Here is a 24,371-nt window from a genome sequence, read left to right as displayed (position 1 = left end):
ACGTGACTTTGTTGTCCAACATTTTGCATGGCCGTGACGCCAACGAAGAAGCGCGTAATCACTGGCTGGCACAAACCCTGGCTGCTGTGCCGGCTGGCCTGCGAATCCTTGACGCGGGGGCCGGTGAACTGCGCAACAAGCCCTTGTGTTCGCATCTGGATTACGTATCGCAAGATCTGTGTCAGTATGAAGGCACCGGAGACGCTCGGGGCCTCCAGACCGGGCACTGGGATACCAGCAGGATTGATCTGGTATGCGATATTCAGAATATTCCGGAGCCCGACGCTTCGTTTGATGTTGTCTTGTGCAGCGAGGTGTTTGAACATTTGCCAGACCCATTGAAAGCGCTGGATGAATTTGAACGTTTGCTCAAGCCTGGTGGCAAACTGATTGTTACCGCGCCTTTTGCCTCGTTGGTACATTTTGCACCTTACCATTATGCGAGTGGGTTTGGCCGCTATTGGTACGAATATCACTTGCCAAAGAAGAATTTTGAAATCCTGGAATTGAGCGCAAACGGTCATTGGTTCTCCTATGTGAGGCAGGAAATCCTGAGGTTGCCGAGCATGGCACGCAAATATGGGGATCGGCTGTGGCCACTGGCTTATCTGTTGGCTTGGGCCGCGCGCATCTATTTTTTCCTGCGGAAGAAATCACAAGAATCCGAAGACCTGGCATGTTTTGGCTGGCACTGCGTTGCTGTCAAGGGGCGGTGAGCTGATATGTTGTTCCCGGAAAAAATCACCCTTATTCAGGCTGCTGACAGAGTGCTGGAAATTGGACCCGGCGCTTTACCTCATTTCAGAAGCAACGCTTTTCTGGAATTGAATTTTGACAATAACGCCGATCGGGTTTCCCAGCGCGGTGGCATAGCCGGCAGCACCGATCTGGGCGGTCGACCGGTTCATTACTATGAGGGTAAACAATTTCCCTTCACGGATCGACAGTTCGACTATGTCATCTGCTCCCACGTGATCGAGCATGTTATCGATCCGCAGTTTTTTTTGAGTGAAGTCTTCAGGGTCGGTGGTGGGCGTGGTTATCTCGAATATCCATTAGTGACTTACGATTACCTATACGATTTCGACGTGCATCTGCAGCTTGTCAAATTCGACTTTGAGCGGCGGGTTTTCCAATATTTACCAAAACAAGATACGGCGCTTCAACAATTTGCCTCAATCAGTTCTTTCTTCCGAAAATCGCTGGAATATGGCTGGGATGACTTGTGTGCGGCCAACAAGCGGCTATTTTTCGAGGGATTTGAGTTCAATCGGCCATTTGCAGTTGAACCGGCAAGTGATCTGCAAGCGCTGCTGCCAGACAGTTCTCTGATTGTCCGGAAAGGAAAGGTCCGCAGGTTGGCGGACCGGATCATGAATAAACTTCGGCTGTGATGGATTTGATTATTTCTCAAATCATAGGTGGGCTGGGCAACCAGATGTTTCAGTTTGCAGCTGGTCGTGCCCTGTCAATCGAGCGTGGGCAAGCATTGCATCTGGATATTTCGGGTTTCGCGGACTACCGCTTGCACCAGGGATTTGAGTTGGCACGCATCTTCGCTGGCCAATTTGAAATTGCCACCGGGGCGGAGGTGCGCCGTGCGTTGGGGTGGCAGTTTTCGCCGGTTGTCAGACGGGTGATCGAGCGGCCAGGTATGAGCTGGCTCCGGCGTCCCAGTTTGGTCGTTGAACCACATTTTCATTACTGGACCGGCTTGAACAGTGTTCCATCGAATTGCTATTTGAAGGGTTACTGGCAGTCCCAGAAATATTTCGGCAAACATGCCTCGGTGCTACGTTCTGATTTTACCTTCAAGGCGCTGAATAATAGGCAGAATGATAATACGATAGAAGAGATAAATAGAGTCAACGCGGTCAGCGTGCATGTGCGGCGCGGCGATTTTCTGACCAATCCAACGACCCAGGCCAAACATGGCATCTGTTCCATCGAGTATTACAGAGACGCCATTGGATATGTATTGCAACGGATAGAGCGCCCTTATTTCTTTGTCTTTTCGGACGATATGGATTGGGTCAAGGGTAATTTGAAGATAGATGCACCTTGTCAGTATGTTGATCGAAATCATGGTGCGGAGAGCTACATCGACATGTATTTGATGAGCCTGTGCAAGCACAACATTATCGCCAACAGTTCATTCAGTTGGTGGGGGGCGTGGTTGAATTCCAACCCCGAAAAAATTGTACTGGCTCCCAAAAACTGGTTCGTGCATCCGATTGACACCAGGGATCTAATTCCTGAAAACTGGTCGGTTCTATGATGGGCCGAACCGGAAATCCTGCGGCGGCACCTTTGGTATCCGTCTTGTTACCGGTTTTCAATGCGGAACGGTATGTTGAGGCGGCGCTTCAGTCCATTCTGAACCAGACTTTCGGTAATTTTGAATGCATCGTTATCGACGATGGATCGACCGACGCGACCTTGCGTATTCTGGAACAGTTCCAACAGAAGGATGAACGGGTGGTTCTTGTTTCAAGAGAAAACAAGGGCCTTGTCGATACTCTTAACGAGGGGATAAAAATTGCACGAGGTGAATGGATTGCCCGGATGGATGCCGATGACATCGCGTTGCCCAATCGTCTTGAGGTGCAACTGGCCTGGATTGAACGAACGGGGGCCGATATTTGCGGCAGTTGGGTAAGGTTTTTCGGCGCCAAGGACAAACGTGTACTCAGACACCCACTGTCCGATCAGGCCATCAGGGTTGGTTTGATGTTTGGCACCATGTTTGCCCACCCGACAGTTCTGATGCGAACCGGGCTGGCCAAGCGGCTGCTGTACGACAAGCAGTGGGAAAAGTGTGAAGATTATGATCTCTGGACCAGAGCAGCTCAGCTGGATTGTCGAATGACCAATGTGCCGGAGGTTTTGCTGCTTTACCGCCAGCATCCCAGGCAAGTTTCAAACCGGGAATCCTCTTGCCAGCAAGAGTTAACGCAGAATATAAGGCTTCGACACAGCCGGTTCATTTTCGGTTTGTTGAAGCTCAACACTGGATGGGCCGACGAGATTGTGAAACTTCGGGACCCTCGATGGCCACCGGTAAATATGAATATCGTGGACCGCGCCTTTACCGAGCTGTTGCGGCACCATCAAGGCGAAGCGCGCGCTGTGATTCTGGATCATTTGACACGTCTTTATTATCGAGTGGCGGCACAGTGCCCAGATGCGCTACAGCGCTGGGGCAGGTTGAATGACGAGTTTGGTACCGATTTCTCGTTAGGGGTGAGAATCAGGATTTGGCTTCTGAGTACGCTGCGAATACGTCCTGGCAGCGAATTTTTTGCAAGAATGAAATCTCTGTATCTTGGATCAGAGCGCTGATGGGAAGACTTGCTTACCTGATCACAAAACCCGGTGCAGAAAGGCATCCAGATGGCCGACGCGTATGTTGAACCGGTTTAAGTTGTCATGAAGTTGAACCTGAAGCCGGTACCGGTAACAGTGGTTATTCCCTGCCATGCCTGTGTCGCGACCATTGAGCGGGCGGTTTCGTCGGTGGTTTCGCAAACCAGAGGCCCGGCAGAAATCATCTTGATTGATGATGCCAGCACGGACGATACCTGGACCAAATTAACGGAACTTGCCAGTGCCTATCCTGGCAGGATAAAGTTGTTGCGGCATGAGGAGAATCAGGGTGTGGCCAATGCCCGCAACGCTGGCTGGGCCGTGGCAAGCCAACCCTATATTGCTTTTCTGGATGCCGATGATGCGTGGCACCCGGAAAAATTGGCAATTCAATACGCTTACATGGAGGCTGTGCCCGATGTCGCGCTATGCGGGCATGGCCACCGGATCTTGCAGAACTCGGCCATGAAACCCGATTGGGACTTGGACAAGTTGATGGCCAAACGGATTCCCAAGTGGTCATTGTTGTTGGCAAACAAATTCATCACCCCATCGGTGATGCTCCGGCGGGATATCCGGCAGAGGTTTTCCGAAGGACGGCGCCACATGGAGGATCGTCTGCTATGGCTAGAAATTGTGTGCGATGGCGGCCGGGTCGACTGCTTGCAACTCGATCTGGCTGCTACTTACAAAGTGCCCTACGGCTTCGGTGGGCTGAGTTCCAACTTGTGGCAGATGGCCAGCGCCGACATGGACAATTACCGCGTGCTATGGGCCAAGGGCAAGCTCTCACGCCCCGCGGCTTATGCGCTGAGACTATTTTCGCTGTTCAAGTTTTTCAGGCGCATTGCCAAGGTTGCAGTTTGGCGCCTTGGCGCTGGATTGCGCGGCAGCGACCGGTGATCTTGATTTTGTGTTGACCGATACTCTGCCGATCATGTACCAGGACACCATGGAGAAGCCACCCCGTTTTGCGGTGTGTCTGGCCGCCTATAACGGCATGACATTCATTGCAGAACAGATTGAATCCATTCTGGCGCAAGCCGGCGTTGTGTTGCAGTTGTTTGTCAGTGTCGACCAATCAGTCGATGGTACCGAGCAGCGACTTGCCGCGTGGGCGATGTCGGAACCTCGACTGACCCTATTGCCTTGCGGCCGTCGGTTCGGCAGCGCCGGGAGAAATTTCTACCGACTGCTGCGGGATGTGGATCTGACTGACTTTGACTATTTGAGTTTCGCCGACCAGGATGATATTTGGCAGACCGACAAACTGGCGCGCGCGCATCGGACGATCAAAACTTTGAATGCATCCGGATACTCCAGCAACTTCACTGCTTTTTGGCCTGGCGGCAAATCAAAACGAGTTAACAAGGCCTGGCCGCAGCGGACCCATGATTATCTTTTTGAATCTGCTGGCCCTGGTTGCACCTATGTAATGCACCGCAGTCTGGCGCTGCCGTTCCAGGAATTGGTGCGACGCAGGGGTCCTGACCTTTCGGATATCGATTATCACGATTGGTTGGCCTATGCTTTTGCCCGGTCGCATCACTATTCTTGGGCAATTGACGACTGGTCGAGCATCGAATATCGGCAGCATGCCAACAACCAGATTGGCGTGAATGCTGGATGGCGGTCGTTTTGGTTGCGAGCCCGGAAGGTGTTGAGTGGTTATGGGTTTCAACAGTCCCTGCTGATTGCCGATGCAGTTGGGGCCTCTTCGCTGCCCGTGGTGCAGCGAGGCTTGCGCCGGGGGCGACCCGGCTATTTATGGCTGGCGCTACAGGCTCGGCAGTGCCGGCGCAGGCCTCTGGACCAGTTGTGGTTTTTCCTTTCCTGTGTGCTGTTGGCCATTTTCAAACCTGCCATGAAGGACGGGATATGACACAGCGGGTTCTTGTTACCGGTGCTTCGGGTTTTGTCGGGCGCGCACTCACCGCCCATTTGGTGGCGCGGGGTGGCTGTGCGGTGGTGGCGACGACGCGTGCGACACCTGACAGTCCGGTGCCGGGGGCGCAGTATCTGTCAACTTCCGAAGTGCCTTGGCAAACCGCGCTGGCTGGTGTTGATGTGATGGTGCACGCTGCGGCGCGGGTGCATGTTTTGAACGACGATCCCGTCAAGTCAGTTGCCGAATTCGAGCGCGTCAACGTGGATCTGACGCTGCAACTGGCACGGCAGGCGGCCGCGGCCGGTGTGCGGCGCTTCGTATTCTTGAGTTCCATTGGTGTCAACGGTGTCAAAACCGAAGTCGGTACTGCATTCTCCGAGAACGATCAACCGCAGCCCCACAACCCTTACGCCCATTCGAAATTGAAAGCCGAACTGGGATTGAGGCAAATTGCCGAGGAAACCGGCCTGGAAGTCGTTGTCATTCGCCCGCCCTTGGTGTATGGCCCCGGCGTTAGAGCCAATTTTGCCGCCCTGATGCGCGCTGTGCAACGGGGTTGGCCCTTGCCCCTGGGTGCCGTGCATAACTTGCGTAGCATGGTGGCGATCGACAACCTGATTGACTTTATCGCTACCTGCATGACGCAGCCGCGGGCCGGTAACCAGACTTTTCTGGTCAGTGACGGGCACGATGTTTCCAGCGCCGACTTGGTGCGCAATCTGGCGCAGGTGATGGGGGTTCCGGCCCGCCTGGTATCGGTGCCGGTGCCGCTGTTGTGGGCCGCTGGCAAAGTGTTTGGCAATAGCGACGTGATACAGCGGGTTTGTGGCAGTTTGCGCGTGGATATTTCGAAGGCGCGCAGGCTTTTGGAGTGGACGCCCTCGGTCTCGATGGACCAGGGGCTGCGCAGGGCGGTGGCAGGCATGCGAAAACCATGAAAAAGCTGTTTCATCCCGACTCGCCTGCCCTTGAAAAGAAGGTTGAACCGGGCACCACGGATATTTCAATTTCTGTTGTCAGCCATGCGCAGATTACGCTGGTGGCAGAGTTGTTGCGGGGCCTGGAAGCGCATTGCCGGGATTCGCGTTTTGAGTTGATCCTGACGCTGAACCGGGATGAAACCCTGCCTTTTGCCCTGGACAGTTTTTCCTACCCCATCAAGCTGCTTCGAAACGGTAGTCACAAGGGCTTTGGGGCCAACCAGAATCAGGCCTTCAGCCATGCCTCAGGACGCAATTTTTGTGTCATCAACCCGGACATCCGCCTTGCCAGCAACCCATTTCCAGCTTTGTTGTCGAGCCTTGACAATTCTTCGGTGGGAGTGGTTGCCCCGTTGGTGATGAATGAGAATGGCCAACTGGAGGACAGTGCCCGGCGTTTCCCGACACCGTTCAGAATACTGGGCAAGCTGTTCGGACGCGGTTGGGGGCCGGACTACGTGGTCGACGCTGCTCCGGTCTGCCCGGATTGGGTTGGCGGCATGTTCATGCTGTTTCCGCGCCATGTCTTTGAACGACTGGGCGGCTTCGACGAGGGCTATTTTCTTTACTATGAGGATGTTGATATTTGTGCCCGGCTGCGATTGCGGGGTCAGGAAGCGCGGCTGTGTCCCGGGGCCTGCGTAGTGCACCAGGCCCAGCGCCACAGCCATCGTAATTTCAGGTATTTGGCGTGGCACCTGCGCAGTATGCTGCGCTTCTTTCTGTCGTCGGTTTATTGGCAAACCCGGCACCGTTAGGCGGCATCAGCCAATGACGGCTGGTATTCAATGAAGGGCTAGTCTTGGTTGATTGTGTGTCGCGGCAAGAATTCAAAAATGGTATGAAAAGAATATTCGATTTGGTGCTGGCGCTCTCCCTGGGTATTTTTCTGCTGCTGCCCCTGCTGTTGATTGCGCTGTCAGTGGGACTGACTTCCAGCGGTCCGATACTTTATTGGTCCGACCGGGTTGGGCGCAACAACCAGCTCTTCAAAATGCCGAAGTTCCGCAGCATGCAAACCGGAACTCCGGTGGTGGCTACCCATTTGCTTAGTAATCCGGATGCCTACCTGACCGCAGTCGGCAGTTTCCTGCGCAAGAGCAGTCTGGACGAATTGCCTCAACTGTGGAGCATCATCAGGGGCGACATGAGTTTTGTCGGTCCCCGGCCGGCCCTTTTCAACCAGCACGATCTGATTGAATCAAGAACCCGCTGCGGTGTGCACCGGTTGCTGCCGGGTTTGACCGGCTGGGCGCAAATCAATGGGCGGGACGAGTTGCCACTGGCGAAAAAAGTGGCGCTGGACATTGAGTATCTGGAAAAAAGGTCGTTCAGCTTTGACATCAAAATCATAATACTGACTGCCTTCGCGGTATTAAGGAGAGATAATGTCACGCATTAGAATTAAAAAAACTTGGCCTGCAAATTGCAGATTATTGGTGGGATCTTAAATTTCAACAGGATGGTGTTCAACATGAGTAATTTGATCGAAATTCAAAGTCAGATTGAGAAACTGCAGAAACAGGCGTTGGAAATCAGGGCGCGGGAGTTTGACAAAACGGTGCAGGACATTCTTGCCAAGATGCAGGCCTTCGGCATCACCTTGAAGGATTTGCAGCCCGGCAAAGCGCGTGGCGGCAAAGGTCGATCCAAAATCGCGGCTGCCGCCAAGGGTGCCCCCGGCAAAACCAAAAAGAAGCCAAAAGAAGCTGCGGTGGTTGCCGCCAAGTTCCGCGGTCCGAACGGCGAAACCTGGAGCGGCCGCGGGCTGACGCCGCGCTGGTTGGCGGCTCTTGTGGCGCAAGGGAAGACCAGGGAAGAGTTCGCCATCAAGAGCTGATCTGCCACGCTTTCTCCACCCCCCGAGCCGCCATGACCGACGTCAGCAACATTCCCCCGCGCGACAAAGCCGAAATCCTGGCCCAGGCGCTGCCCTACATTCGCAAGTTCCATGGCAAGACCATGGTCATCAAATATGGCGGCAACGCCATGACCGATCCCGCGCTGCAGGCCGACTTCGCGGAGGATGTGGTGCTGCTCAAGCTGGTGGGTATCAACCCGGTGGTGGTGCATGGGGGTGGGCCGCAGATTGAGACCGCCCTCAAACGCCTGGGGAAAAAAGGCGAATTCATCCAGGGCATGCGCGTGACCGACGCCGAGACCATGGAGGTGGTCGAGTGGGTGCTGGCGGGCGAAGTGCAGCAGGACATCGTCGGCCTGATCCACCAGGCTGGCGGCAAGGCGGTAGGCCTGACCGGGCGTGATGGCGGCATGATCCGGGCGCAAAAACTCAAAATGGTGGACAGCAAGGACCCCAGCAAAGAACACGATGTCGGCCAGGTCGGCGATATCGTCAGCATAGACCCCAGTGTGGTCAAGGCACTACAGGACGACGCTTTCATTCCGGTCATCAGCCCGATCGGGTTTGGCGAGAACAATGAGAGCTACAACATCAATGCCGACGTGGTGGCGGGCAAGCTGGCGACGGTGCTGCGTGCCGAGAAACTGATATTGCTGACCAACACGCCCGGTGTCTTGAACAAGGCGGGGGAATTGCTGACCAATTTGTCGGCGCGCGAAATTGACGAGTTGTTTGCCGACGGCACCCTCAGTGGCGGCATGCTGCCCAAGATCAGCGGTGCCCTGGATGCAGCCAAAAGCGGCGTCAACTCGGTGCACATCGTTGACGGCCGGGTTCCGCACGTGCTGCTGCTTGAAATTTTGACCGACCAGGCCTTCGGCACCATGATTCGGTCGCATTAGGTGATCGGGTTGTCCGCGGCAACTCCTGGTTGCCGGCCTGACTCCGCGAAAACCCTTGGCTCCACTGTGCGAGAATGAAATTATCATTCCGCCCTCTGTACCATGTCTGACGTTGAAGTTCCCACCCCCGCGACTGCCCCAACCTCTTCCGGTGGCGAGAATGCTGCCCCGGTTCGAAAACGGCCCAAGCCGGGCGAGCGCAGGGTGCAGATATTGCAGGCGCTGGCGACCATGCTGGAGCAGCCCGGTGCCGAGCGCATCACCACTGCCGGGTTGGCGGCGCGACTGGCGGTCAGCGAAGCCGCGCTGTACCGTCACTTTGCCAGCAAGGCGCAAATGTTCGAGGGCTTGATCGAGTTCATCGAGCAAACCATTTTTTCCCTGATTAACCAGATCACCGACCGGGAGAACTCGGCCGATCCGACGGACCCGGCACACGGCGCTAGAGCCGGCATGCGCCAGACGGCCAAAATCGTGGCCATGGTGATGCAGTTTGCGGAAAAAAATCCGGGCATGACCCGTGTCATGGTCGGCGATGCACTGGTGTTTGAGAATGAACGCCTGCAGCAACGCATGAACCAGTTTTTTGACAAGATCGAAGCCACTTTCAAGCAGAGCTTGCGCGGCGCCACCGAATTGAGCGGTTCGGCCACGCCCAGCGTCGACAGCCAGGTGTGCGCTTCTGTTTTGACCGCTTTTGTCGTGGGTCGCCTGCAGCGCTTTGCACGTTCGGGCTTCAAGCGCCTGCCCTCGGAGCACCTTGAAGCCAGCTTGGCTCTGATACTCTAGACCTTGCGGGACAGACCGCAGCGACCAGCCTCTTGAGCAAATGCGGGTAAACCCCCGCTTACCCTAGAAAAACTTCTCTAGATTTGGCCTTTGACCGGCGAGCCGATCAAAAATACTGCAAAATAGAACGGTCGTTCTATTTTATGCACCATGCCAGTTTCTGAATTATCGGTAGTCCCCGCGCGCTCCAGTGGTCGGCGCGGCGCCCGTGCCTTGCAAAAAGGGCAGCAAACCAAGCAGATCATTATTGACGCGGCGCTGGGCCTGGCGGCGCAGATCGGGCTTGAGGGCCTGAGCATAGGCACCCTGGCCGAGGTCACAAAAATGAGCAAATCCGGCGTATTTGCGCATTTTGGATCGCGCGAAGAGCTGCAGATTTCAGTCATCCGCGAGTACTACGCCCGCTTCTCCGACGAAGTTTTTTTCCCCGCCATGGACGAGGAGCGCGGCCTGCCGCGGGTGCGCGCGTTGTTTGCCAACTGGATGAAGCGGGTCGCCGTCGAAATCCGGTCGGGCTGCATTTTCATCAGCGGCGCGGTCGAGTTCGATGACCGGCCCGGTCCGGTCCGCGACGCGCTGGCCAGCTCGGTCAAGACCTGGCTGGCCGCCATGTACCGGGCGGTGGTCCAGGCCAAGGAGGAGGGCCAGCTCCAGGCCGATGCCGACGAAGAGCAAATGGCCTTCGAGATTCACGGACTGATTCTGGCCCTGCACTATGAAGCCCGCTTTTTAAAGCATCCGGGTGCCCTCCAGCATGCCAACAAAGGCTTTGAAAATATTCTCGCGCGCTACGGCAAGCCGGCCGTCACCAAAGCCGCGCGCCCCGCAAAACCAAACCCATCCTCAAAGGAGTAATCAGCATGCCCACCTATACCCCGCCCCTGCGCGACATGCAATTTGTGATGCATGAACTGCTTAACGTGGTCGACGATTTCAAGCAACTTCCAAAGCATGCCGATATCGATGCCGACACCATCAATGCGGTACTGGAAGAAGGCGGCAAATTTGCCGCCGAAGTCACTTTTCCGCTGAACGTCAGCGGTGACGCCGAAGGCTGCTCCATCGACCAGGCCAGCCACGCCGTGCGCACGCCCAAGGGCTTCAAGGAGGCCTATGCCAAATACATAGCGGGCGGCTGGGCCGCGCTGGCTTGCGAGCCCGAGTTCGGTGGCCAGGGTCTGCCACTGGTGGTCAACCAGTGCTTCTACGAGATGCTCAACAGTGCCAACCAGGCCTGGACCATGTACCCCGGCCTCACGCACGGCGCTTACGCGTCCTTGGTGACCCACGGTACCGAGGAGCAAAAGCAGACCTACCTGCACAAAATGACCAGTGGCGAATGGACCGGCACCATGTGTCTTACCGAAGCCCATTGCGGTACCGACCTGGGCCTCATGCGGACCAAGGCCGAGCCGCAGCCTGACGGCAGCTACAAGCTCACCGGCAACAAGATTTTCATCAGTGCCGGCGAGCAAGACCTGACCGACAACATCATTCACCTGGTACTGGCCCGGCTGCCCGATGCGCCGCCCGGCATCAAGGGCGTCAGCCTGTTCATCGTGCCCAAATTTCTGGTCAACGCGGATGGCTCGCTGGGTGCGCGCAACGGCATCTACTGTGGCGGCCTGGAACACAAAATGGGTATTCACGGCAATGCCACGGCGCAACTGGTGCTGGACGGCGCCATCGGCACCCTGGTGGGCCAGCCCAACAAGGGCATGAATGGCATGTTCGTGATGATGAATGCGGCGCGCCTGGGCGTCGGCAACCAGTCCCTGGGCTTGACCGAAGTGGCTTACCAGAACGCCCTGGCCTATGCCAAGGAGCGCATCCAGATGCGCTCTCTGTCCGGCCCCAAGGCGAAGGACAAACCGGCCGACCCCATCATCGTGCACCCCGACGTGCGCAAGATGCTGCTCACCGCCAAGGCCTACGCCGAGGGCGGTCGCGCCCTGCTGTGCTATTGCGCCATGCTGCTGGAAAAAGAGCACAACCATCCGGATGAAAAAGTGCGCAAGGACTCGGGCGAGTTGCTGGCCATGCTGACGCCCATCGTCAAAGCCTTCATCACCGACAACGGCTGGACCGCCACTTCGGCCTGCCTGCAGGTCTTCGGCGGCCACGGCTACATCAAGGAATGGGGCATGGAGCAGTTCGTGCGCGATGCCCGCATCAACATGATTTACGAGGGCACCAACACCGTTCAGTCGCTGGACCTGCTGGGCCGCAAGATACTGGGCAACAACGGCGCCACGCTGAGGAAGTTCGGCAAGCTGGTGGCCAAGTTGGTGGAAGAAGAAGGCGTCAACGAAAAAATGGCCGAGTTCATCACGCCGATCGCTGTGCTGGGCGAGCAGATGACCAAGTTCACCACCGAGATCGGCTTCAAGGGCTTCCAGAATCCGGATGAAGTGGGTGCCGCTGCCGTGGACTACCTGCGCGTTGCCGGGCACCTGGTGTTTGGCTACTTTTGGGCCCGCATGGCGCAAGTCGCGCTGCGCCAAATCGGCGCCGGCAATAGCGACAACTTCTATCTGGCCAAGTTGCAGACGGCACGTTTCTACTTCGCCAAGCTGTTTCCCGAGACCGCCACACTGATGCGCACGGCGCGCGCCGGCAGCAAGGTATTGATGGATACTGATGCCGCGTTGCTGTAAACGCATTTCCATAATTACCCTCTAGGAGACCTGTGATGAAAACTACGCGATCCGTGATTCGTGCTGCGCTGGCAGTGGTGGCCCTGTGTGTTGTTGCTGGCGCCCAGGCGCAGATGACGCCGGTAGGCAATTGGCACAGCATCGATGACAAGACCGGGGAGATCAAAAGCCAGATCCAGATCAGCGAGAGCGACGGCGTGGTCAGCGGCCGTATCGACAAGCTGCTGCGCAAGGAGGCCGATCAAAAAGCGGTTTGCAAGGAGTGCACCGATGACCGCAAGGACAAGCCCCTGCTGGGCCTGGAGATCATTCGCGGTGCCAAGAAGGTGGACGGCAAGGATGTCTGGGAAGGCGGCCACATTGTCGATCCCGACAGCGGCACCATCTACAAGCTCAAGATGACGCCCGTCGAGGGCGGCAAAAAACTCGAAGTCCGCGGCTTTATCGGCTTTGCCTTGCTGGGCCGCACCCAGACCTGGGTTCGCGTACCGTAACCAGTGGCGGACCGAGCTGGCAGCCATCCAGGCTCCGATCAGCCCTGATGACAGAGCGGGTTGCTGCGCTCGGTCCCCCAAGCTTCTCCAAACTAATTTTCAGGAACGAACATGCCCCGCTTTAATGTGAAAAAAGTTGCCGTGCTGGGTGCCGGCGTGATGGGTGCGCAAATTGCTGCGCACCTGGTCAATGTCAAGGTGCCTGTCATCCTGTTTGACCTGCCGGCCAAGGAAGGCCCGAAGAACGGCATCGTGAGCCGGGCCATCGACGGCCTGAAAAAACTCAAACCGGCGCCCTTGGGCGTGCCGGAGGACGCCGCACTGATAGTCCAGGCAAACTACGAAGAGCACCTGGACCTGCTGAAGGATTGCGACCTGGTGATCGAGGCGATTGCCGAGCGCATGGACTGGAAGCTCGATCTGTACAAGAGAATCGCACCCTTCCTGGCGCCGCACGCCATCGTCGCCTCCAACACCTCGGGCCTGTCCATCACCAAGTTGAGCGAAGTGCTGCCTGAGGCGATCAAACCGCGCTTTTGCGGCATTCACTTCTTCAACCCGCCGCGCTACATGATGCTGGTGGAACTGATCAACACCCCCACCACCGCGCCGCAAATTCTGGATGATCTGGAGGCCTTCGTCACCAGCAACCTGGGCAAGGGCGTGGTTCGGGCCAAGGACTCGCCCAACTTCATTGCCAACCGGGTCGGCATTGCCGGCATGCTGGCCACCATGAAGGAAGTGGCCAATTTTGGCCTGACCTACGACGTGGTGGACGACCTCACCGGCAAGAAGCTGGGCCGCGCCAGCTCAGGCACCTTCCGCACTGCCGATGTGGTGGGCCTGGACACCATGGCCCATGTGATCAAGACCTTGCAGGACACCTTGAACCTGGAGAGCGATCCTTTCTACGAGAGCTTTGCCACGCCCGAGGTACTGAAAACCCTGCTTGAAATGGGCAATCTGGGCCAGAAGACAAGAGCCGGCTTTTTCAAGAAGGTGGGGCGCGAAGTGTTGCGCTTTGACCTGGAGTCCAAGGAGTATGTGCCGGCCGGCCAGAAGGCCGATGAGGTCTATGCCCGCATGCTGAAAAAGCCGGCCGCCGAGCGCCTCAAATTGCTGCGCGACAGCGAAGGCGCGCAAGGGCGCTTCCTGTGGGCCATTCTGCGCAACAGCTTCCACTACTCGGCCGTGCACCTGGCCGCCATCGCCGACAACGCGCGCGATGTGGACTTCTGCATGCGCTGGGGTTTCGGCATGAAGCAGGGCCCGTTCGAGTTGTGGCAGGAAGCCGGTTGGCTGACCGTGGCCAACATGATCAAGGAAGACATAGACGCCGGCAAGGCCTTGTGCCAGGCGCCGCTGCCGGACTGGGTCTTCAAAGGCCCGGTGGCCGATGCCGGTGGCGTGCACACGCCGCAGGGCTCCTGGAATCCCAGCACCGGCCAGTTCGTCTTGCCACGCAGCCTGCCGGTCTACGCGCGCCAGCACTTCCCCGAGAGCGTGCTGGGCGCCAATGCGCCCAGGGTTGAGGCCACCGGCAAGACGCTGCATGAGGATGAGGCGATCCGTCTGTGGACGCTCGATGACGAAGTTGTGATTGCCAGCATCAAGACCAAGATGCACGCCATCGGCCCCGGCGTGATCGAGGGCTTGCTACAGGGTTTGGATCTGGCCGAGGCCAGCTACAAAGGACTGGTGATCTGGTCCAATGACGAGATCTTTTCCGCCGGCGCCGATCTGCAGGCCATGTTGCCGGCCTTCATGATGGCGGGCGTGCAGGCGATTGATGGTGCCGAACTGGAAATGCAGCAGGCCATGCTCAGATTGCGCTACGCCAACGTGCCGGTGGTGTCGGCCGTGCGCGGTCTGGCGTTGGGCGGCGGCTGTGAATTGGCGGCTTACTCGGCCAGGCGCGTGGTGGCCATGGAAAGCTATATCGGCCTGGTTGAAGTGGGCGTCGGTCTGGTGCCGGGTGGCGGCGGTCTGGCCTACATTGCGCGGCGTGCCGCCGAAAACGCGGCCAGTTCCACCGGCAAGGACTTGCTGCCGTTCCTGACCGAAGGCTTCACCGCCGCGGCCATGGCCAAGGTGGGAACCAGTGCGCTGGAGTCGCGCAAGCTGGGCTATCTGCTGGACAGCGATGTGATCGTGCCGCACAAGGACGAGTTGCTGTTTGTCGCCCTCAACGAGGCCAAGGCCATGTTCAATTCCGGTTACCGGGCGCCGCACAAGCGCTTGTTTGCGATGGCCGGACGCAGCGGTGCCGCGACCATCAAGGGCTCGCTGGTCAACATGCGCGACGGCGGCTTCATCAGCGCGCACGACTTTCACATCGCCAGCCTGATTGCCAACGTGGTCTGCGGCGGCGATGTGGACGCCGGCAGTCTGGTCAGCGAAGAGTATTTGATGACGCTGGAGCGCCGCGCCTTCTGCGAGTTGCTGGTGAATCCCAAGACCCAGGAGCGGATCATGGGCATGATGTCCACCGGCAAACCGGTTCGTAACTGATCAAGCTACTGCGGAGTCGCCATGCGTCGTTGCAGCCCCAAAACAATCCTCACGTACAGAAGTACGTTTCGGTTGTTTTCGGGCACCCGCGCCTAGCCTGACGACTCCTCGCTACGCTTGCTCAGTCACGAACCTACTTCGAGTACCACGCATGACCCACGCTGCTGTTTCAAAACCCAATCGCCTGCTGCGTTCGCTCAAGCAGCTTGACGCCGTGCCGGCGTTTGCCCGCGGCTGGGCGCGCAACCTGGTGTTGCACCGCGCCGTGCCGTTCACCGGCACGGCCGGGTTGGACTTTGCCGTGATGACGCCCCAGTGCGTGGAAATCGCCATTGCCAATGAGCGCCGGGTGCAGAACCACATCAAGGGCGTGCATGCCGCCGCCATGACGCTGCTGGTGGAGACTGCCACCGGCATGGTGGTGGGCATGAACGTGCGCGACGACTGCCTGCCGCTGGTCAAGGAACTCAAGGTGGCGTTCAAGAAACGCGCCCAAGGCGCCCTGCGTGCCGTGGCCACGTTGAGCGACCAGCAGCGCGCCCTGATGCAGCAGGTCGACAAGGGCGAAGTCACGGTGGCGGTGCAAGTGACCGATGAATCCGGTGCACAACCGATCGAGTGTGAATTTATCTGGGCCTGGATACCCTCAGCCCCACGCAAAAACTGAAAACATTGCGGGGCAGAGCGTGGCGGAAAGACCGCAAGTTCTGCTCTCAACCCTTTAAGGAGTCTCTCATGAAACAAGTGCAAGAAGCCTATATCGTCGCCGCCACCCGCACCCCGATCGGCCGTTCGCAGCGCGGATTTTTCCGCAACACCCGTCCCGACGATCTGCTGGTCAAGGTCTTGCAGGCGGCGTTGGCGCAAGTGCCCGCGCTGGACCCCAATAGCATCGAGGACCTGATCTGCGGCTGTGCCATGCCGGAAGGTCAGCAAGGCCTCAATATCGCGCGCGTTGGCGCCGTGCTGGCCGGTCTGCCGACCAGCGTCGGCGGCATCACGGTGAACCGCTTTTGCGCCTCCGGCCTGAGCGCCGTGCAGATGGCGGCCGACCGCATTCGCGTCGGCGAAGCCGATGTGATGATCGCCGCCGGCGTCGAGAGCATGAGCATGGTGCCGATGGGCGGCAATTCGCCCTCGTTCTCGCCGGCCATGTTCCAGAACGACGAGAACGTGGGCATTGCCTACGGCATGGGGCTGACCGCCGAGAAGGTGGCGACGCAGTGGAAGGTGAGCCGTGAAGCGCAGGACCAGTTCGCGGTCCAGTCGCACCAGCGGGCGCTGGCCGCGCAGGCCGCCGGTTATTTTGCCGCCGAGACCACGCCGATCGAAGTGACCGACCGCTCGCCCGATCTGCAGACCGGCCAGGTGATCGAGAAAAAACGCCTCGTCAGTGTCGACGAGGGCGCCCGTGCCGATACCTCCCTGGAGGGCCTGGCCAAGCTCAAGGCGGTGTTCGCGGCGCGCGGTTCGGTCACCGCCGGCAACAGCTCGCAAACCTCGGACGGCGCCGGCGCTCTGATCCTGGCCAGTGAGAAGGCGGTCCAGCAGTTCGGCCTGAAGCCGCTGGCGCGCTTCGTCAGCTTTGCCGCCAAAGGCGTGCCGCCGCACATCATGGGCATTGGCCCGATCGAGGCCATTCCGGCGGCCTTGCGCTACGCCGGATTGAAGCAGCAAGACATTGACTGGATCGAGCTCAACGAGGCCTTTGCGGCACAGTCGCTGGCCGTCATCAATACCTTGGGGCTGGACCCGGCCAAGGTCAACCCCATGGGTGGCGCCATTGCGCTGGGTCATCCACTGGGCGCCACCGGCGCCATCCGTTCCGCCACCGCCATCCATGCGCTGCAGCGCAACCAGCTCAGGTACGCCATGGTCTCCATGTGCGTCGGCATGGGGCAGGGCGCCGCCGGCATCTTCGAGCGCGTCTGACGCGTCACGCACCGGACAGCCCGGGTCTGGCGCTGGCGTCACACTGTGGGCATGGAAAATCATCCGTTCGACCTCGCGCTGCGCTTGTTGCCGCTGGCGTCCGATGTCTACGCCGGCGCCACCACGGACGCTTACTGGAACATGGTGGGACCGTTTGGCGGCGTGCTGGCGGCGACCGCCTTGAACGCGGTGCTGCAGCATCCGGCATTGCTGGGGGCGCCGATCTCGCTGACCGTGAATTACGCCGGCCAGATCGCGGCTGGAGCCTTCAAGCTGTCGGCCACGCCACGGCGCACCAACCGCTCCACCCAGCACTGGCTGATCGAGCTGTTGCAGACCAACAAGATGGGCGTTGAGGAGGTGATGCTGACCGCAAGCGCCATCACGGCCACCCGGCGTGCCACCTGGAGCAGCGACGACGCCACCTTGCCGACGGTGTCGCGCCCGAATAACTTGCCGACGGTACAACCGATGGGCAGCGTGGAATGGGTCAAGCGCTACGACATGCGTTTTATCGAAGGCATGTTTCCCGTCGAGTGGGACGGCAAGGGCGATACCAGCTTGTCGCAGCTGTGGGTCCGCGAAACGCCGCCAAGGGCCGTGGACTTTTGTTCCCTGGCCGCCATGGCGGACATCTTTTTTCCGCGCGTCTACTTGCGCCGCGCCTTGCGGGTGCCGGCCGGCACCGTGTCGATGACGGTCTATTTCCATGCCGACGCTGCGCAACTGACCCAGTCGGGGACCGGCTTCCTGCTCGGTCAGGCACGGGCGCAGGCCTTTCGCAACGGATTTTTTGATCAAACGGCACAGCTGTGGAATGAAGCCGGGCTGTTGCTGGCCACAACCCACCAGATCGTCTACTACAAGGAATAATATGACCCCCACGCTTGCCACTTCGTGTGCTGCGCTGCCCCCCGAGGGGGCCCAGCCCTGCTTGGGGCGGCCTGGCGCTGGGCTGATGCCATGAACAAAGTAGCGCTTATCGTCGGCGCCGGCGACGCCACCGGCGGTGCCATTGCGCGCCGCTTTGCCCGCGAAGGATTCACCGTCTGCGTCACGCGGCGCCAGTTGGACAAGCTGCAACCCTTGCTTGAGAGCATCACTGCCGCTGGCGGCGCCGCGCTGGGCTTTGCCAGCGACGCGCGCAAGGAAGAAGAAGTGGTGGCGCTGGTCGAGCAAATTGAATCGACTGTTGGACCGATCGAAGTGCTGGTGTTCAACATCGGCGCCAACGCGCCCAGCAGCATCCTGCAGGAGACGGCGCGCAAGTACTTCAAGATCTGGGAGATGGCTTGCTTCGGCGGCTTCCTCAATGGCCGCGAAGTCGCCAAACGCATGGTCCAGCGCGCCACGCCGCAGCGCCAGCAGAGCATCATCTTCACCGGTGCCACCGCCTCGCTGCGCGGCGCCGCCAACTTTGCCGCTTTCGCCGGCGCCAAGCATGCGCTGCGGGCGCTGGCGCAGAGCATGGCGCGCGAGTTGGGGCCGCTGGGCATTCACGTCGCGCATGTGGTGATCGACGGTGCCATCGACACCGAGTTCATTCGCAGCAATTTCCCGGATCGCTACGCGCTGAAGGCGCAGCAAGGCATTCTCAACCCGGATCACATTGCCGAGCAATACTGGCAACTGCACTGCCAGCCGCGCGACGCCTGGACGCATGAACTGGACCTGCGCCCCTGGATCGAAAAATTCTGAATTTCCGCATCACCCTGGAGACCTTCAAATGAGCAAGACAGTGGAGTACTACTTCGACTTCGGCAGCCCGGCGGCCTACCTGGCTTCGACCCAATTGCCGGCGCTGGCCAGCGACACCGGCGCCACTGTGTTGTGGCGCCCGATGCTGCTGGGCGGCGTGTTTGTGGCCACCGGCAACGCCTCGCCGGCCAGCGTGCCGGCCAAGGGCAAGTACATATTTCGCGACTTCGCCCGCTTCGCCGGGCGTTATGGGGTGCCGCTGAAGACCAATCCGTTCTTCCCGATCAACACCCTGACCCTGATGCGCATCGCGGTAGGCCTGCAAATGCGCCAGGACCCGCGCTTCATGGATTACTGCAACGCCATGTTCCGGGCCATCTGGGTCGAGGCGCAAAACATGAACGATCCGGCCACCGTGGCCGGCGTGTTGCAGGCTGCCGGTTTTGACGCCCGGGCACTGTTGGCGCTGGCCAGCGAGCAGGCGGTCAAGGACCAGTTGAAGGCTGCCACCGAGGAAGCCGTGTCCCGCGGCGTCTTTGGGGCGCCGACTTTTTTTGTCGCTGAGCAGATGTTCTGGGGTCAGGATAGACTCGATTTCGTGCGCGAAGCACTGACCCATTGATTGAGAACCTGACATGAATGAACTGCTGATAGACCGCACCGACGGTGTCCTGACCATCACCCTGAACCGGCTGGAGAAGAAAAATTCCCTGACCCGGGCCATGTACGCGGCCATGGCCGATGCACTGGCGCAAGCCGACGCCGACGCCACGCTGCGCGTCGCCGTGCTGCAAGGGCATGAAACCGTTTTCTGTGCCGGCAACGACATTGGCGATTTCTTGAACCGGATCGCGACCTCCCAGGAGTCCCCGGCGTTTCAGTTCCTGCGCGCCATCAGTACCTTTTCCAAGCCGCTGGTGGCGGCGGTGTGCGGCCCGGCGGTGGGCATTGGCACCACCATGCTGTTTCATTGCGATCTGGTCTACGCCGGCGACAACGCGGCGTTCTCCATGCCGTTCGTCAACCTGGGCCTGTGTCCGGAAGCCGCCTCCAGCTATCTGGCGCCGCAACTGATGGGTTATGGCCGCGCGGCCGAGGCGCTGCTGCTGGGGGAACCGTTCCTGGCCGAGACGGCGCTGGAAATGGGATTGATCAGCCGCATCGTGCCACCGACCGAGGCGGCGGCATTGGCGCAACGCCAGGCGCGCAAACTGGCCGCCAAGCCCTTGGGTTCGTTGATAGAGACCAAGCGCCTGATGAAAAAAGCGCAGGTGGGGATCGTCGCCGAGCGTCTGCAGGAAGAGGGCGCCAGCTTCGCCCGCCTGCTACAGGAACCCGCTGCCCGCGAGGCCTTCACGGCCTTCCTGGAGAAGCGCAAACCGGATTTCTCAAAGATTTAAATGGCAGGAAGGTCCAGCATGAGTACAGCACAGCAGAGTCCCGGCCTGAAAGGCAAAACCCTTTTCATCACCGGTGCCTCGCGCGGCATCGGCTTGGCCATTGCCAGGCGCGCGGCGGCGGACGGCGCCAACATCGTGATCGTGGCCAAGACCACCGACCCCAACCCGAAATTGGCGGGCACGATTTACAGCGCCGCCAAAGAGGTGGAGGCGATGGGTGGCCAGGCCTTGCCGCTGGCGGTGGACATCCGCGATGACGAAGCCGTCTTTGCCGCCGTGGCCAAGGCGGTGCAAACTTTTGGTGGCATCGATATCCTGGTCAACAACGCCAGCGCCATCAGTCTGACCAACACCGAAGCCACGCCCATGAAACGCTTCGACCTGATGAACGGCATCAACGCGCGCGGCACTTACCTGTGTACCATGGCCTGCCTGTCCGAGCTGAAAAAATCGGCGGCCGCCAGTCGCAACCCGCAGGTGCTGACCATGTCGCCGCCGCTGTCCATGAAGACGCACTGGTTCCAGGGTCACACCGCCTACAGCATGGCCAAGTACGGCATGAGCATGTGCACGCTGGGCCATGCCGGCGAGTTCAAGAAGTACGGTATCGGCGTCAACAGCTTGTGGCCGCGCACCGCCATCGCCACCGCCGCCATGCAGATGATTCCGGGCGTCGACGTCGCCCTGTGCCGCAAACCCGAAATCCTGTCGGACGCGGCCTACCTGATTCTGACCGACAGCAATACTAAGAGCGGCAACTTCTACATCGACGACAGCCTGCTGGCCGCGCACGGCATCACCGACCTGGAGAAGTATTCGGTAACGCCCGGCACCAAAAACTTCATCCCGGATTTCTTTGTCGATTGAACCTGGGACTGTGGATTTTCCCGAAATGAGGACATGCCAAACCCTTGTTCAGCGTAGCGGGTGGATCAGGCTGGCGGGGCACTCAGCTCCGTGTCCCCCGCCCTGCGGGCTCCTCCTTTACCTGCGCTGAGCGCCCCGCCAGCCTGATCTTTCAGCCAGGGTTGGTATGCGGCCAACGCAAACCACCGACGCTCGCCGCAGGACGATAGTGCTGCATTATTTATACAAAGCAATCGCTTGCCAAAAATAGGTAATCTGGGTATGCTGCGGAGCCATGACAGCCGCCGTTTTGCCCGCCGAACCTGAACCTCCAACGCCTGCGGGCCAGCTGTCCAAACGCCCGCGTGGTCGGCCGCGCAAGACCGAGGATGAACGCGACGACGGCAATCGCCGCCAGGCCTTGCTCAGCGCCGCCGCGCATCTGTTTCGGGTGCAGGGCTTCGATGCCACCAGCACGCGCGACATTGCGGCGGCGGTCGGCATGCACAGCGGCTCGCCTTTTTACCACTTCAAGAGCAAGGATGCCTTGCTCTACGCCGTGATGGAAGAGGGCATGCACGCGGCCATCGCGCGCCAAGCCAAGGCGCTGCTGGGCGCCGCGCCGGACCAGCCCCTGGTGCAGATCAGGCGCCTGATCCGTGCCCACTTCGACACGCTGCTGGGGCCTGGCAATGACTTTGTGCCGGTGATGCTGTACGAACACCGATCCCTGAATGCGCGCCAGCGCGCCGCGCTGGCCAAGCTGCAGGTCGACTATGAAGCTGCCTGGACGCCGGTCCTTGAAGCGCTGCACGCCAGCGGCCATTTGCGCGCGCCGGTGAAGCTCTCGCGCTTGTTGATTCTGGGCGCGCTGAACTGGTCGGTGCAATGGTTCGACCGAAAGAAAGGCGCGTCACTCGATGGCTTGACCGACGCCGCCATGGCCTTGTTTTTGAAGGAGTGTTGATGGCTTACGGTTCTGTCTTTGCGACCGGTTTGTTTGCCGGCAAAGTGGTGTTGGTGACCGGTGGCGGTTCCGGCATTGGCCGCTGCGTGGCGCATGAGCTGGCGGCGCTGGGCGCGCATGTCGTGCTGCTGGGCCGCAAGGCCGACAAGCTGCAACAGGTGATGGATGAAATTGTGCAAGACGGCGGCCTTGCCAGTTTTCATGTCTGCGACATCCGGCAGGAAGATCTGGTCAAGCAGACGGTCGCTGCCGTGGTGGCCGCGCAAGGGCGCATCGACGGCCTGGTGAACAACGCCGGCGGCCAGTACATGACGCCCTTGGAGGGCATCAGCGCCAAGGGCTGGGAGGCGGTGCTGGCCACCAACCTGACCGGCGGCTTCCTGATGGCGCGCGAGTGTTTCCTGCAATCCATGAGCCGGCACGGCGGCGCCATCGTCAACATCGTGGCCGACATGTGGGGTTCCATGCCGGGTATGGGGCACAGCGGCGCGGCGCGCTGCGGCATGGTCAGCTTCACCGAGACCGCGGCGCTTGAATGGGCCGGCCGCGGTGTGCGCGTCAATGCGGTGGCGCCCGGCTACATCGCCTCCAGCGGCATGGACAAGTACCCGCCCGAGATGGGACCGATGCTGCGCGAGATGGCCCAGACGGTCCCCCTGGGGCGCTTCGGCACCGAGGCCGAAACGGCGGCCGGTATTGTCTTTCTGCTCAGTCCGGCGGCCTCTTTCATCAGCGGCAGCGTCTTGCGCATCGACGGTGCCCGGCCGCAGGTCCGCCTGGGCTGGCCGATGCGTGCGGCCTCGAAGGAAGTGCGCCAGCGCGCCGCCATCAAGCCGTTTGAAGGCTTTCACCGGGCCCAGACGCCCAAGGTGTTCCTGCCTGAAGCAGCTACCAAAAAGGAATGAGCATGCCGCCAAGCGAGAACTGGAACGAAGCAGCGCAACTGCTGACGGACGGCGCGCGCCGCTTCATTCAAACGGAAGTCGCCGCGCGGCTGAACGATTGGGAAGAGGCCGGCGAATTTCCGCGCCACCTCTACCGGCGTGCCGCGGAACTGGGCTGGCTGGCCATGGGTTATCCGGAGGCCCTGGGCGGCACGCCCAGCCCTTGGTGCTTGCGCAATGCGCTGACGGTGGCGCTGGCGCGTTTTGGCGGCAGCGGCGGACTGATGGCCAGCTTGTTCAGCCACAACATCGGCCTGCCGCCGCTGTTGCGCCATGGCAGCGCTGAACTGCAACAGGAAGTGGTGCCGGCGGTGTTGCGCGGCGAAAAAATTGCCGCGCTGGCGATCACCGAACCCGGTGGCGGCACCGATGTGTCGGCGCTGCGCACCACCGCCCGGCTGGAGGGTAATGAGTACGTGGTGGACGGCGAAAAAGTGTTCATCACTTCGGGTATGCGCGCCGACTGGTTGACCGTGGCGGTGCGTACCGATGCCAAAAACAAAGGCCCCGGCGGCATCTCCATGCTGATGGTGCCGGGCGACGCAGCGGGGCTGTCCCGCACAGCGCTCAAGAAGATGGGCTGGTTGTGCTCCGACACCGCGCAGTTGCGCTTTGATGCGGTGCGCGTGCCGGCCCGCTATCTGGTGGGCGAAGAAGGCGCCGGCTTCAAGATGATTTTGACCAACTTCAACGGTGAACGCCTCTCTATGGCGGCCATGGCGCTGGGTTTTTCCGAGTGCTGCTATGACGAAGCCCTGGCCTGGGCGCGCCAGCGCAAGACCTTCGGCACGGCCCTGATCGATCATCAGGTGATTCGCCACAAGTTGATGGATATGAAGATGCGCATCGAATCGACCCGGGCCTGGCTCAACGCCGTGTCGGCCCGAGCGGACTCGGGCAACAAAGCAGACAAGGGCGCGGAGTGGGTGGCCGAAGTCTGCTTGTTGAAAAACCATGCGACGCAGTCCATGCAGTTCTGCGCCGACCAGGCGGTGCAGATTCTGGGTGGCATGGGCTTTATGCGCGGCACGGCTTGTGAGCGCATTTACCGCGAGGTCAAGGTGATGATGATTGGCGGCGGTACCGAGGAAATCATGAAAGAGTTGGCCTCGCGTCAGCTCGGTCTGTGAGAATGG

Annotated in this window: 26 protein-coding genes; all 26 read left to right on the top strand. The window is 59.7% G+C overall.

Annotation, left to right across the window (positions count from 1 at the left end):
• The first annotated feature begins 2 nt into the window (after positions 1 to 2).
• A complete protein-coding gene (locus PHS32_RS06475) occupies positions 3 to 716 on the top strand; it encodes a class I SAM-dependent methyltransferase (protein WP_301078098.1) in 714 nt (237 codons plus the stop codon).
• A 6-nt stretch (positions 717 to 722) separates the two neighbouring features.
• The gene (locus PHS32_RS06470; RefSeq protein ID WP_301078097.1) at positions 723 to 1,394 is read left to right on the top strand and encodes a methyltransferase domain-containing protein; all 672 of its coding nucleotides are present in this window, start codon (positions 723 to 725) and stop codon (positions 1,392 to 1,394) included.
• The gene (locus tag PHS32_RS06465) at positions 1,394 to 2,278 is read left to right on the top strand and encodes an alpha-1,2-fucosyltransferase (RefSeq protein WP_301078095.1); all 885 of its coding nucleotides are present in this window, start codon (positions 1,394 to 1,396) and stop codon (positions 2,276 to 2,278) included. Before PHS32_RS06470 ends, PHS32_RS06465 begins: the two co-directional genes overlap by 1 nt.
• Positions 2,275 to 3,342, top strand: coding sequence for a glycosyltransferase (locus PHS32_RS06460; protein ID WP_301078093.1), 1,068 nt, complete (start codon positions 2,275 to 2,277; stop codon positions 3,340 to 3,342). The genes PHS32_RS06465 and PHS32_RS06460 overlap by 4 nt, the downstream gene beginning before the upstream one ends.
• Before the next feature lie 87 nt (positions 3,343 to 3,429).
• The gene (locus PHS32_RS06455; RefSeq protein ID WP_301078092.1) at positions 3,430 to 4,269 is read left to right on the top strand and encodes a glycosyltransferase family 2 protein; all 840 of its coding nucleotides are present in this window, start codon (positions 3,430 to 3,432) and stop codon (positions 4,267 to 4,269) included.
• Positions 4,238 to 5,248: a glycosyltransferase gene (locus PHS32_RS06450; protein ID WP_301078091.1), complete on the top strand. Its 1,011-nt coding sequence runs from the start codon at positions 4,238 to 4,240 to the stop codon at positions 5,246 to 5,248. The genes PHS32_RS06455 and PHS32_RS06450 overlap by 32 nt, the downstream gene beginning before the upstream one ends.
• Entirely contained in the window at positions 5,245 to 6,192 is a 948-nt protein-coding gene (locus PHS32_RS06445) for an NAD-dependent epimerase/dehydratase family protein (protein ID WP_301078090.1), read from the top strand. The genes PHS32_RS06450 and PHS32_RS06445 overlap by 4 nt, the downstream gene beginning before the upstream one ends.
• Entirely contained in the window at positions 6,189 to 6,992 is an 804-nt protein-coding gene (locus tag PHS32_RS06440; protein WP_301078089.1) for a glycosyltransferase, read from the top strand. The genes PHS32_RS06445 and PHS32_RS06440 overlap by 4 nt, the downstream gene beginning before the upstream one ends.
• A gap of 83 nt (positions 6,993 to 7,075) precedes the next feature.
• The gene (locus PHS32_RS06435) at positions 7,076 to 7,636 is read left to right on the top strand and encodes a sugar transferase (RefSeq protein WP_301078088.1); all 561 of its coding nucleotides are present in this window, start codon (positions 7,076 to 7,078) and stop codon (positions 7,634 to 7,636) included.
• 12 nt (positions 7,637 to 7,648) lie between these two features.
• On the top strand, positions 7,649 to 8,074 hold the full coding sequence (locus PHS32_RS06430) for an H-NS histone family protein (protein ID WP_301078087.1): 426 nt from the start codon (positions 7,649 to 7,651) through the stop codon (positions 8,072 to 8,074).
• A 32-nt stretch (positions 8,075 to 8,106) separates the two neighbouring features.
• On the top strand, positions 8,107 to 8,997 hold the full coding sequence (gene argB / locus PHS32_RS06425; RefSeq protein WP_301078086.1) for an acetylglutamate kinase: 891 nt from the start codon (positions 8,107 to 8,109) through the stop codon (positions 8,995 to 8,997).
• 102 nt (positions 8,998 to 9,099) lie between these two features.
• Positions 9,100 to 9,786, top strand: a complete 687-nt coding sequence (gene slmA / locus PHS32_RS06420) for a nucleoid occlusion factor SlmA (RefSeq protein WP_301078085.1) — start codon at positions 9,100 to 9,102, stop codon at positions 9,784 to 9,786.
• Between the two features lie 150 nt (positions 9,787 to 9,936).
• Positions 9,937 to 10,641: a TetR/AcrR family transcriptional regulator gene (locus tag PHS32_RS06415; protein WP_301078084.1), complete on the top strand. Its 705-nt coding sequence runs from the start codon at positions 9,937 to 9,939 to the stop codon at positions 10,639 to 10,641.
• Between the two features lie 5 nt (positions 10,642 to 10,646).
• On the top strand, positions 10,647 to 12,443 hold the full coding sequence (locus tag PHS32_RS06410; protein WP_301078083.1) for an acyl-CoA dehydrogenase C-terminal domain-containing protein: 1,797 nt from the start codon (positions 10,647 to 10,649) through the stop codon (positions 12,441 to 12,443).
• Positions 12,444 to 12,478: 35 nt separating this feature from the next.
• On the top strand, positions 12,479 to 12,937 hold the full coding sequence (locus PHS32_RS06405) for a DUF2147 domain-containing protein (protein WP_301078082.1): 459 nt from the start codon (positions 12,479 to 12,481) through the stop codon (positions 12,935 to 12,937).
• Between the two features lie 111 nt (positions 12,938 to 13,048).
• Positions 13,049 to 15,448, top strand: a complete 2,400-nt coding sequence (locus tag PHS32_RS06400) for a 3-hydroxyacyl-CoA dehydrogenase/enoyl-CoA hydratase family protein (RefSeq protein WP_301078081.1) — start codon at positions 13,049 to 13,051, stop codon at positions 15,446 to 15,448.
• A gap of 151 nt (positions 15,449 to 15,599) precedes the next feature.
• The gene (locus PHS32_RS06395) at positions 15,600 to 16,115 is read left to right on the top strand and encodes a DUF4442 domain-containing protein (protein ID WP_301078080.1); all 516 of its coding nucleotides are present in this window, start codon (positions 15,600 to 15,602) and stop codon (positions 16,113 to 16,115) included.
• A 68-nt stretch (positions 16,116 to 16,183) separates the two neighbouring features.
• Entirely contained in the window at positions 16,184 to 17,380 is a 1,197-nt protein-coding gene (locus PHS32_RS06390) for an acetyl-CoA C-acyltransferase (protein ID WP_301078079.1), read from the top strand.
• 51 nt (positions 17,381 to 17,431) lie between these two features.
• Positions 17,432 to 18,253 carry a thioesterase family protein gene (locus PHS32_RS06385; RefSeq protein WP_301078078.1) on the top strand — a complete coding sequence of 274 codons (822 nt, stop codon included), beginning with the start codon at positions 17,432 to 17,434 and terminating at the stop codon, positions 18,251 to 18,253.
• A 90-nt stretch (positions 18,254 to 18,343) separates the two neighbouring features.
• Positions 18,344 to 19,078 carry an SDR family oxidoreductase gene (locus PHS32_RS06380; protein WP_301078077.1) on the top strand — a complete coding sequence of 245 codons (735 nt, stop codon included), beginning with the start codon at positions 18,344 to 18,346 and terminating at the stop codon, positions 19,076 to 19,078.
• A 28-nt stretch (positions 19,079 to 19,106) separates the two neighbouring features.
• Positions 19,107 to 19,700 carry a 2-hydroxychromene-2-carboxylate isomerase gene (locus PHS32_RS06375; RefSeq protein WP_301078076.1) on the top strand — a complete coding sequence of 198 codons (594 nt, stop codon included), beginning with the start codon at positions 19,107 to 19,109 and terminating at the stop codon, positions 19,698 to 19,700.
• A gap of 13 nt (positions 19,701 to 19,713) precedes the next feature.
• Complete coding sequence (locus tag PHS32_RS06370; protein ID WP_301078075.1) at positions 19,714 to 20,478, top strand: enoyl-CoA hydratase; 765 nt, start codon at positions 19,714 to 19,716, stop codon at positions 20,476 to 20,478.
• An 18-nt stretch (positions 20,479 to 20,496) separates the two neighbouring features.
• Positions 20,497 to 21,345 (top strand): NAD(P)-dependent oxidoreductase, encoded by an 849-nt coding sequence (locus tag PHS32_RS06365; protein WP_301078074.1) that lies wholly within the window; start codon positions 20,497 to 20,499, stop codon positions 21,343 to 21,345.
• Positions 21,346 to 21,619: 274 nt separating this feature from the next.
• Positions 21,620 to 22,291 carry a TetR/AcrR family transcriptional regulator gene (locus PHS32_RS06360; protein ID WP_301078073.1) on the top strand — a complete coding sequence of 224 codons (672 nt, stop codon included), beginning with the start codon at positions 21,620 to 21,622 and terminating at the stop codon, positions 22,289 to 22,291.
• Complete coding sequence (locus PHS32_RS06355; protein WP_301078072.1) at positions 22,291 to 23,196, top strand: SDR family oxidoreductase; 906 nt, start codon at positions 22,291 to 22,293, stop codon at positions 23,194 to 23,196. Before PHS32_RS06360 ends, PHS32_RS06355 begins: the two co-directional genes overlap by 1 nt.
• A gap of 2 nt (positions 23,197 to 23,198) precedes the next feature.
• The gene (locus tag PHS32_RS06350; RefSeq protein WP_301078071.1) at positions 23,199 to 24,365 is read left to right on the top strand and encodes an acyl-CoA dehydrogenase family protein; all 1,167 of its coding nucleotides are present in this window, start codon (positions 23,199 to 23,201) and stop codon (positions 24,363 to 24,365) included.
• Positions 24,366 to 24,371: the final 6 nt, after the last annotated feature.

The organism is Rhodoferax sp. (assembly GCF_028714215.1).
In the GTDB taxonomy this organism is placed as follows: domain Bacteria; phylum Pseudomonadota; class Gammaproteobacteria; order Burkholderiales; family Burkholderiaceae_C; genus Rhodoferax.
The sequence above is the reverse complement of the archived record's forward strand: the minus strand, read 5'-3'. Positions and strand labels throughout refer to the sequence as shown.

Excerpts from the sequence above, each read along its gene's own strand:
- PHS32_RS06470 (WP_301078097.1), top strand. The coding sequence starts at position 723 with ATGTTGTTCCCGGAAAAAATCACCCTTATTCAGGCTGCTGACAGAGTG.
- PHS32_RS06465 (WP_301078095.1), top strand. The coding sequence starts at position 1,394 with ATGGATTTGATTATTTCTCAAATCATAGGTGGGCTGGGCAACCAGATG.
- PHS32_RS06460 (WP_301078093.1), top strand. The coding sequence starts at position 2,275 with ATGATGGGCCGAACCGGAAATCCTGCGGCGGCACCTTTGGTATCCGTC.
- PHS32_RS06455 (WP_301078092.1), top strand. The coding sequence starts at position 3,430 with ATGAAGTTGAACCTGAAGCCGGTACCGGTAACAGTGGTTATTCCCTGC.
- PHS32_RS06445 (WP_301078090.1), top strand. The coding sequence starts at position 5,245 with ATGACACAGCGGGTTCTTGTTACCGGTGCTTCGGGTTTTGTCGGGCGC.
- PHS32_RS06440 (WP_301078089.1), top strand. The coding sequence starts at position 6,189 with ATGAAAAAGCTGTTTCATCCCGACTCGCCTGCCCTTGAAAAGAAGGTT.
- PHS32_RS06435 (WP_301078088.1), top strand. The coding sequence starts at position 7,076 with ATGAAAAGAATATTCGATTTGGTGCTGGCGCTCTCCCTGGGTATTTTT.
- argB (WP_301078086.1), top strand. The coding sequence starts at position 8,107 with ATGACCGACGTCAGCAACATTCCCCCGCGCGACAAAGCCGAAATCCTG.
- slmA (WP_301078085.1), top strand. The coding sequence starts at position 9,100 with ATGTCTGACGTTGAAGTTCCCACCCCCGCGACTGCCCCAACCTCTTCC.
- PHS32_RS06415 (WP_301078084.1), top strand. The coding sequence starts at position 9,937 with ATGCCAGTTTCTGAATTATCGGTAGTCCCCGCGCGCTCCAGTGGTCGG.
- PHS32_RS06410 (WP_301078083.1), top strand. The coding sequence starts at position 10,647 with ATGCCCACCTATACCCCGCCCCTGCGCGACATGCAATTTGTGATGCAT.
- PHS32_RS06405 (WP_301078082.1), top strand. The coding sequence starts at position 12,479 with ATGAAAACTACGCGATCCGTGATTCGTGCTGCGCTGGCAGTGGTGGCC.
- PHS32_RS06400 (WP_301078081.1), top strand. The coding sequence starts at position 13,049 with ATGCCCCGCTTTAATGTGAAAAAAGTTGCCGTGCTGGGTGCCGGCGTG.
- PHS32_RS06395 (WP_301078080.1), top strand. The coding sequence starts at position 15,600 with ATGACCCACGCTGCTGTTTCAAAACCCAATCGCCTGCTGCGTTCGCTC.
- PHS32_RS06390 (WP_301078079.1), top strand. The coding sequence starts at position 16,184 with ATGAAACAAGTGCAAGAAGCCTATATCGTCGCCGCCACCCGCACCCCG.
- PHS32_RS06385 (WP_301078078.1), top strand. The coding sequence starts at position 17,432 with ATGGAAAATCATCCGTTCGACCTCGCGCTGCGCTTGTTGCCGCTGGCG.
- PHS32_RS06380 (WP_301078077.1), top strand. The coding sequence starts at position 18,344 with ATGAACAAAGTAGCGCTTATCGTCGGCGCCGGCGACGCCACCGGCGGT.
- PHS32_RS06375 (WP_301078076.1), top strand. The coding sequence starts at position 19,107 with ATGAGCAAGACAGTGGAGTACTACTTCGACTTCGGCAGCCCGGCGGCC.
- PHS32_RS06370 (WP_301078075.1), top strand. The coding sequence starts at position 19,714 with ATGAATGAACTGCTGATAGACCGCACCGACGGTGTCCTGACCATCACC.
- PHS32_RS06365 (WP_301078074.1), top strand. The coding sequence starts at position 20,497 with ATGAGTACAGCACAGCAGAGTCCCGGCCTGAAAGGCAAAACCCTTTTC.
- PHS32_RS06360 (WP_301078073.1), top strand. The coding sequence starts at position 21,620 with ATGACAGCCGCCGTTTTGCCCGCCGAACCTGAACCTCCAACGCCTGCG.
- PHS32_RS06355 (WP_301078072.1), top strand. The coding sequence starts at position 22,291 with ATGGCTTACGGTTCTGTCTTTGCGACCGGTTTGTTTGCCGGCAAAGTG.
- PHS32_RS06350 (WP_301078071.1), top strand. The coding sequence starts at position 23,199 with ATGCCGCCAAGCGAGAACTGGAACGAAGCAGCGCAACTGCTGACGGAC.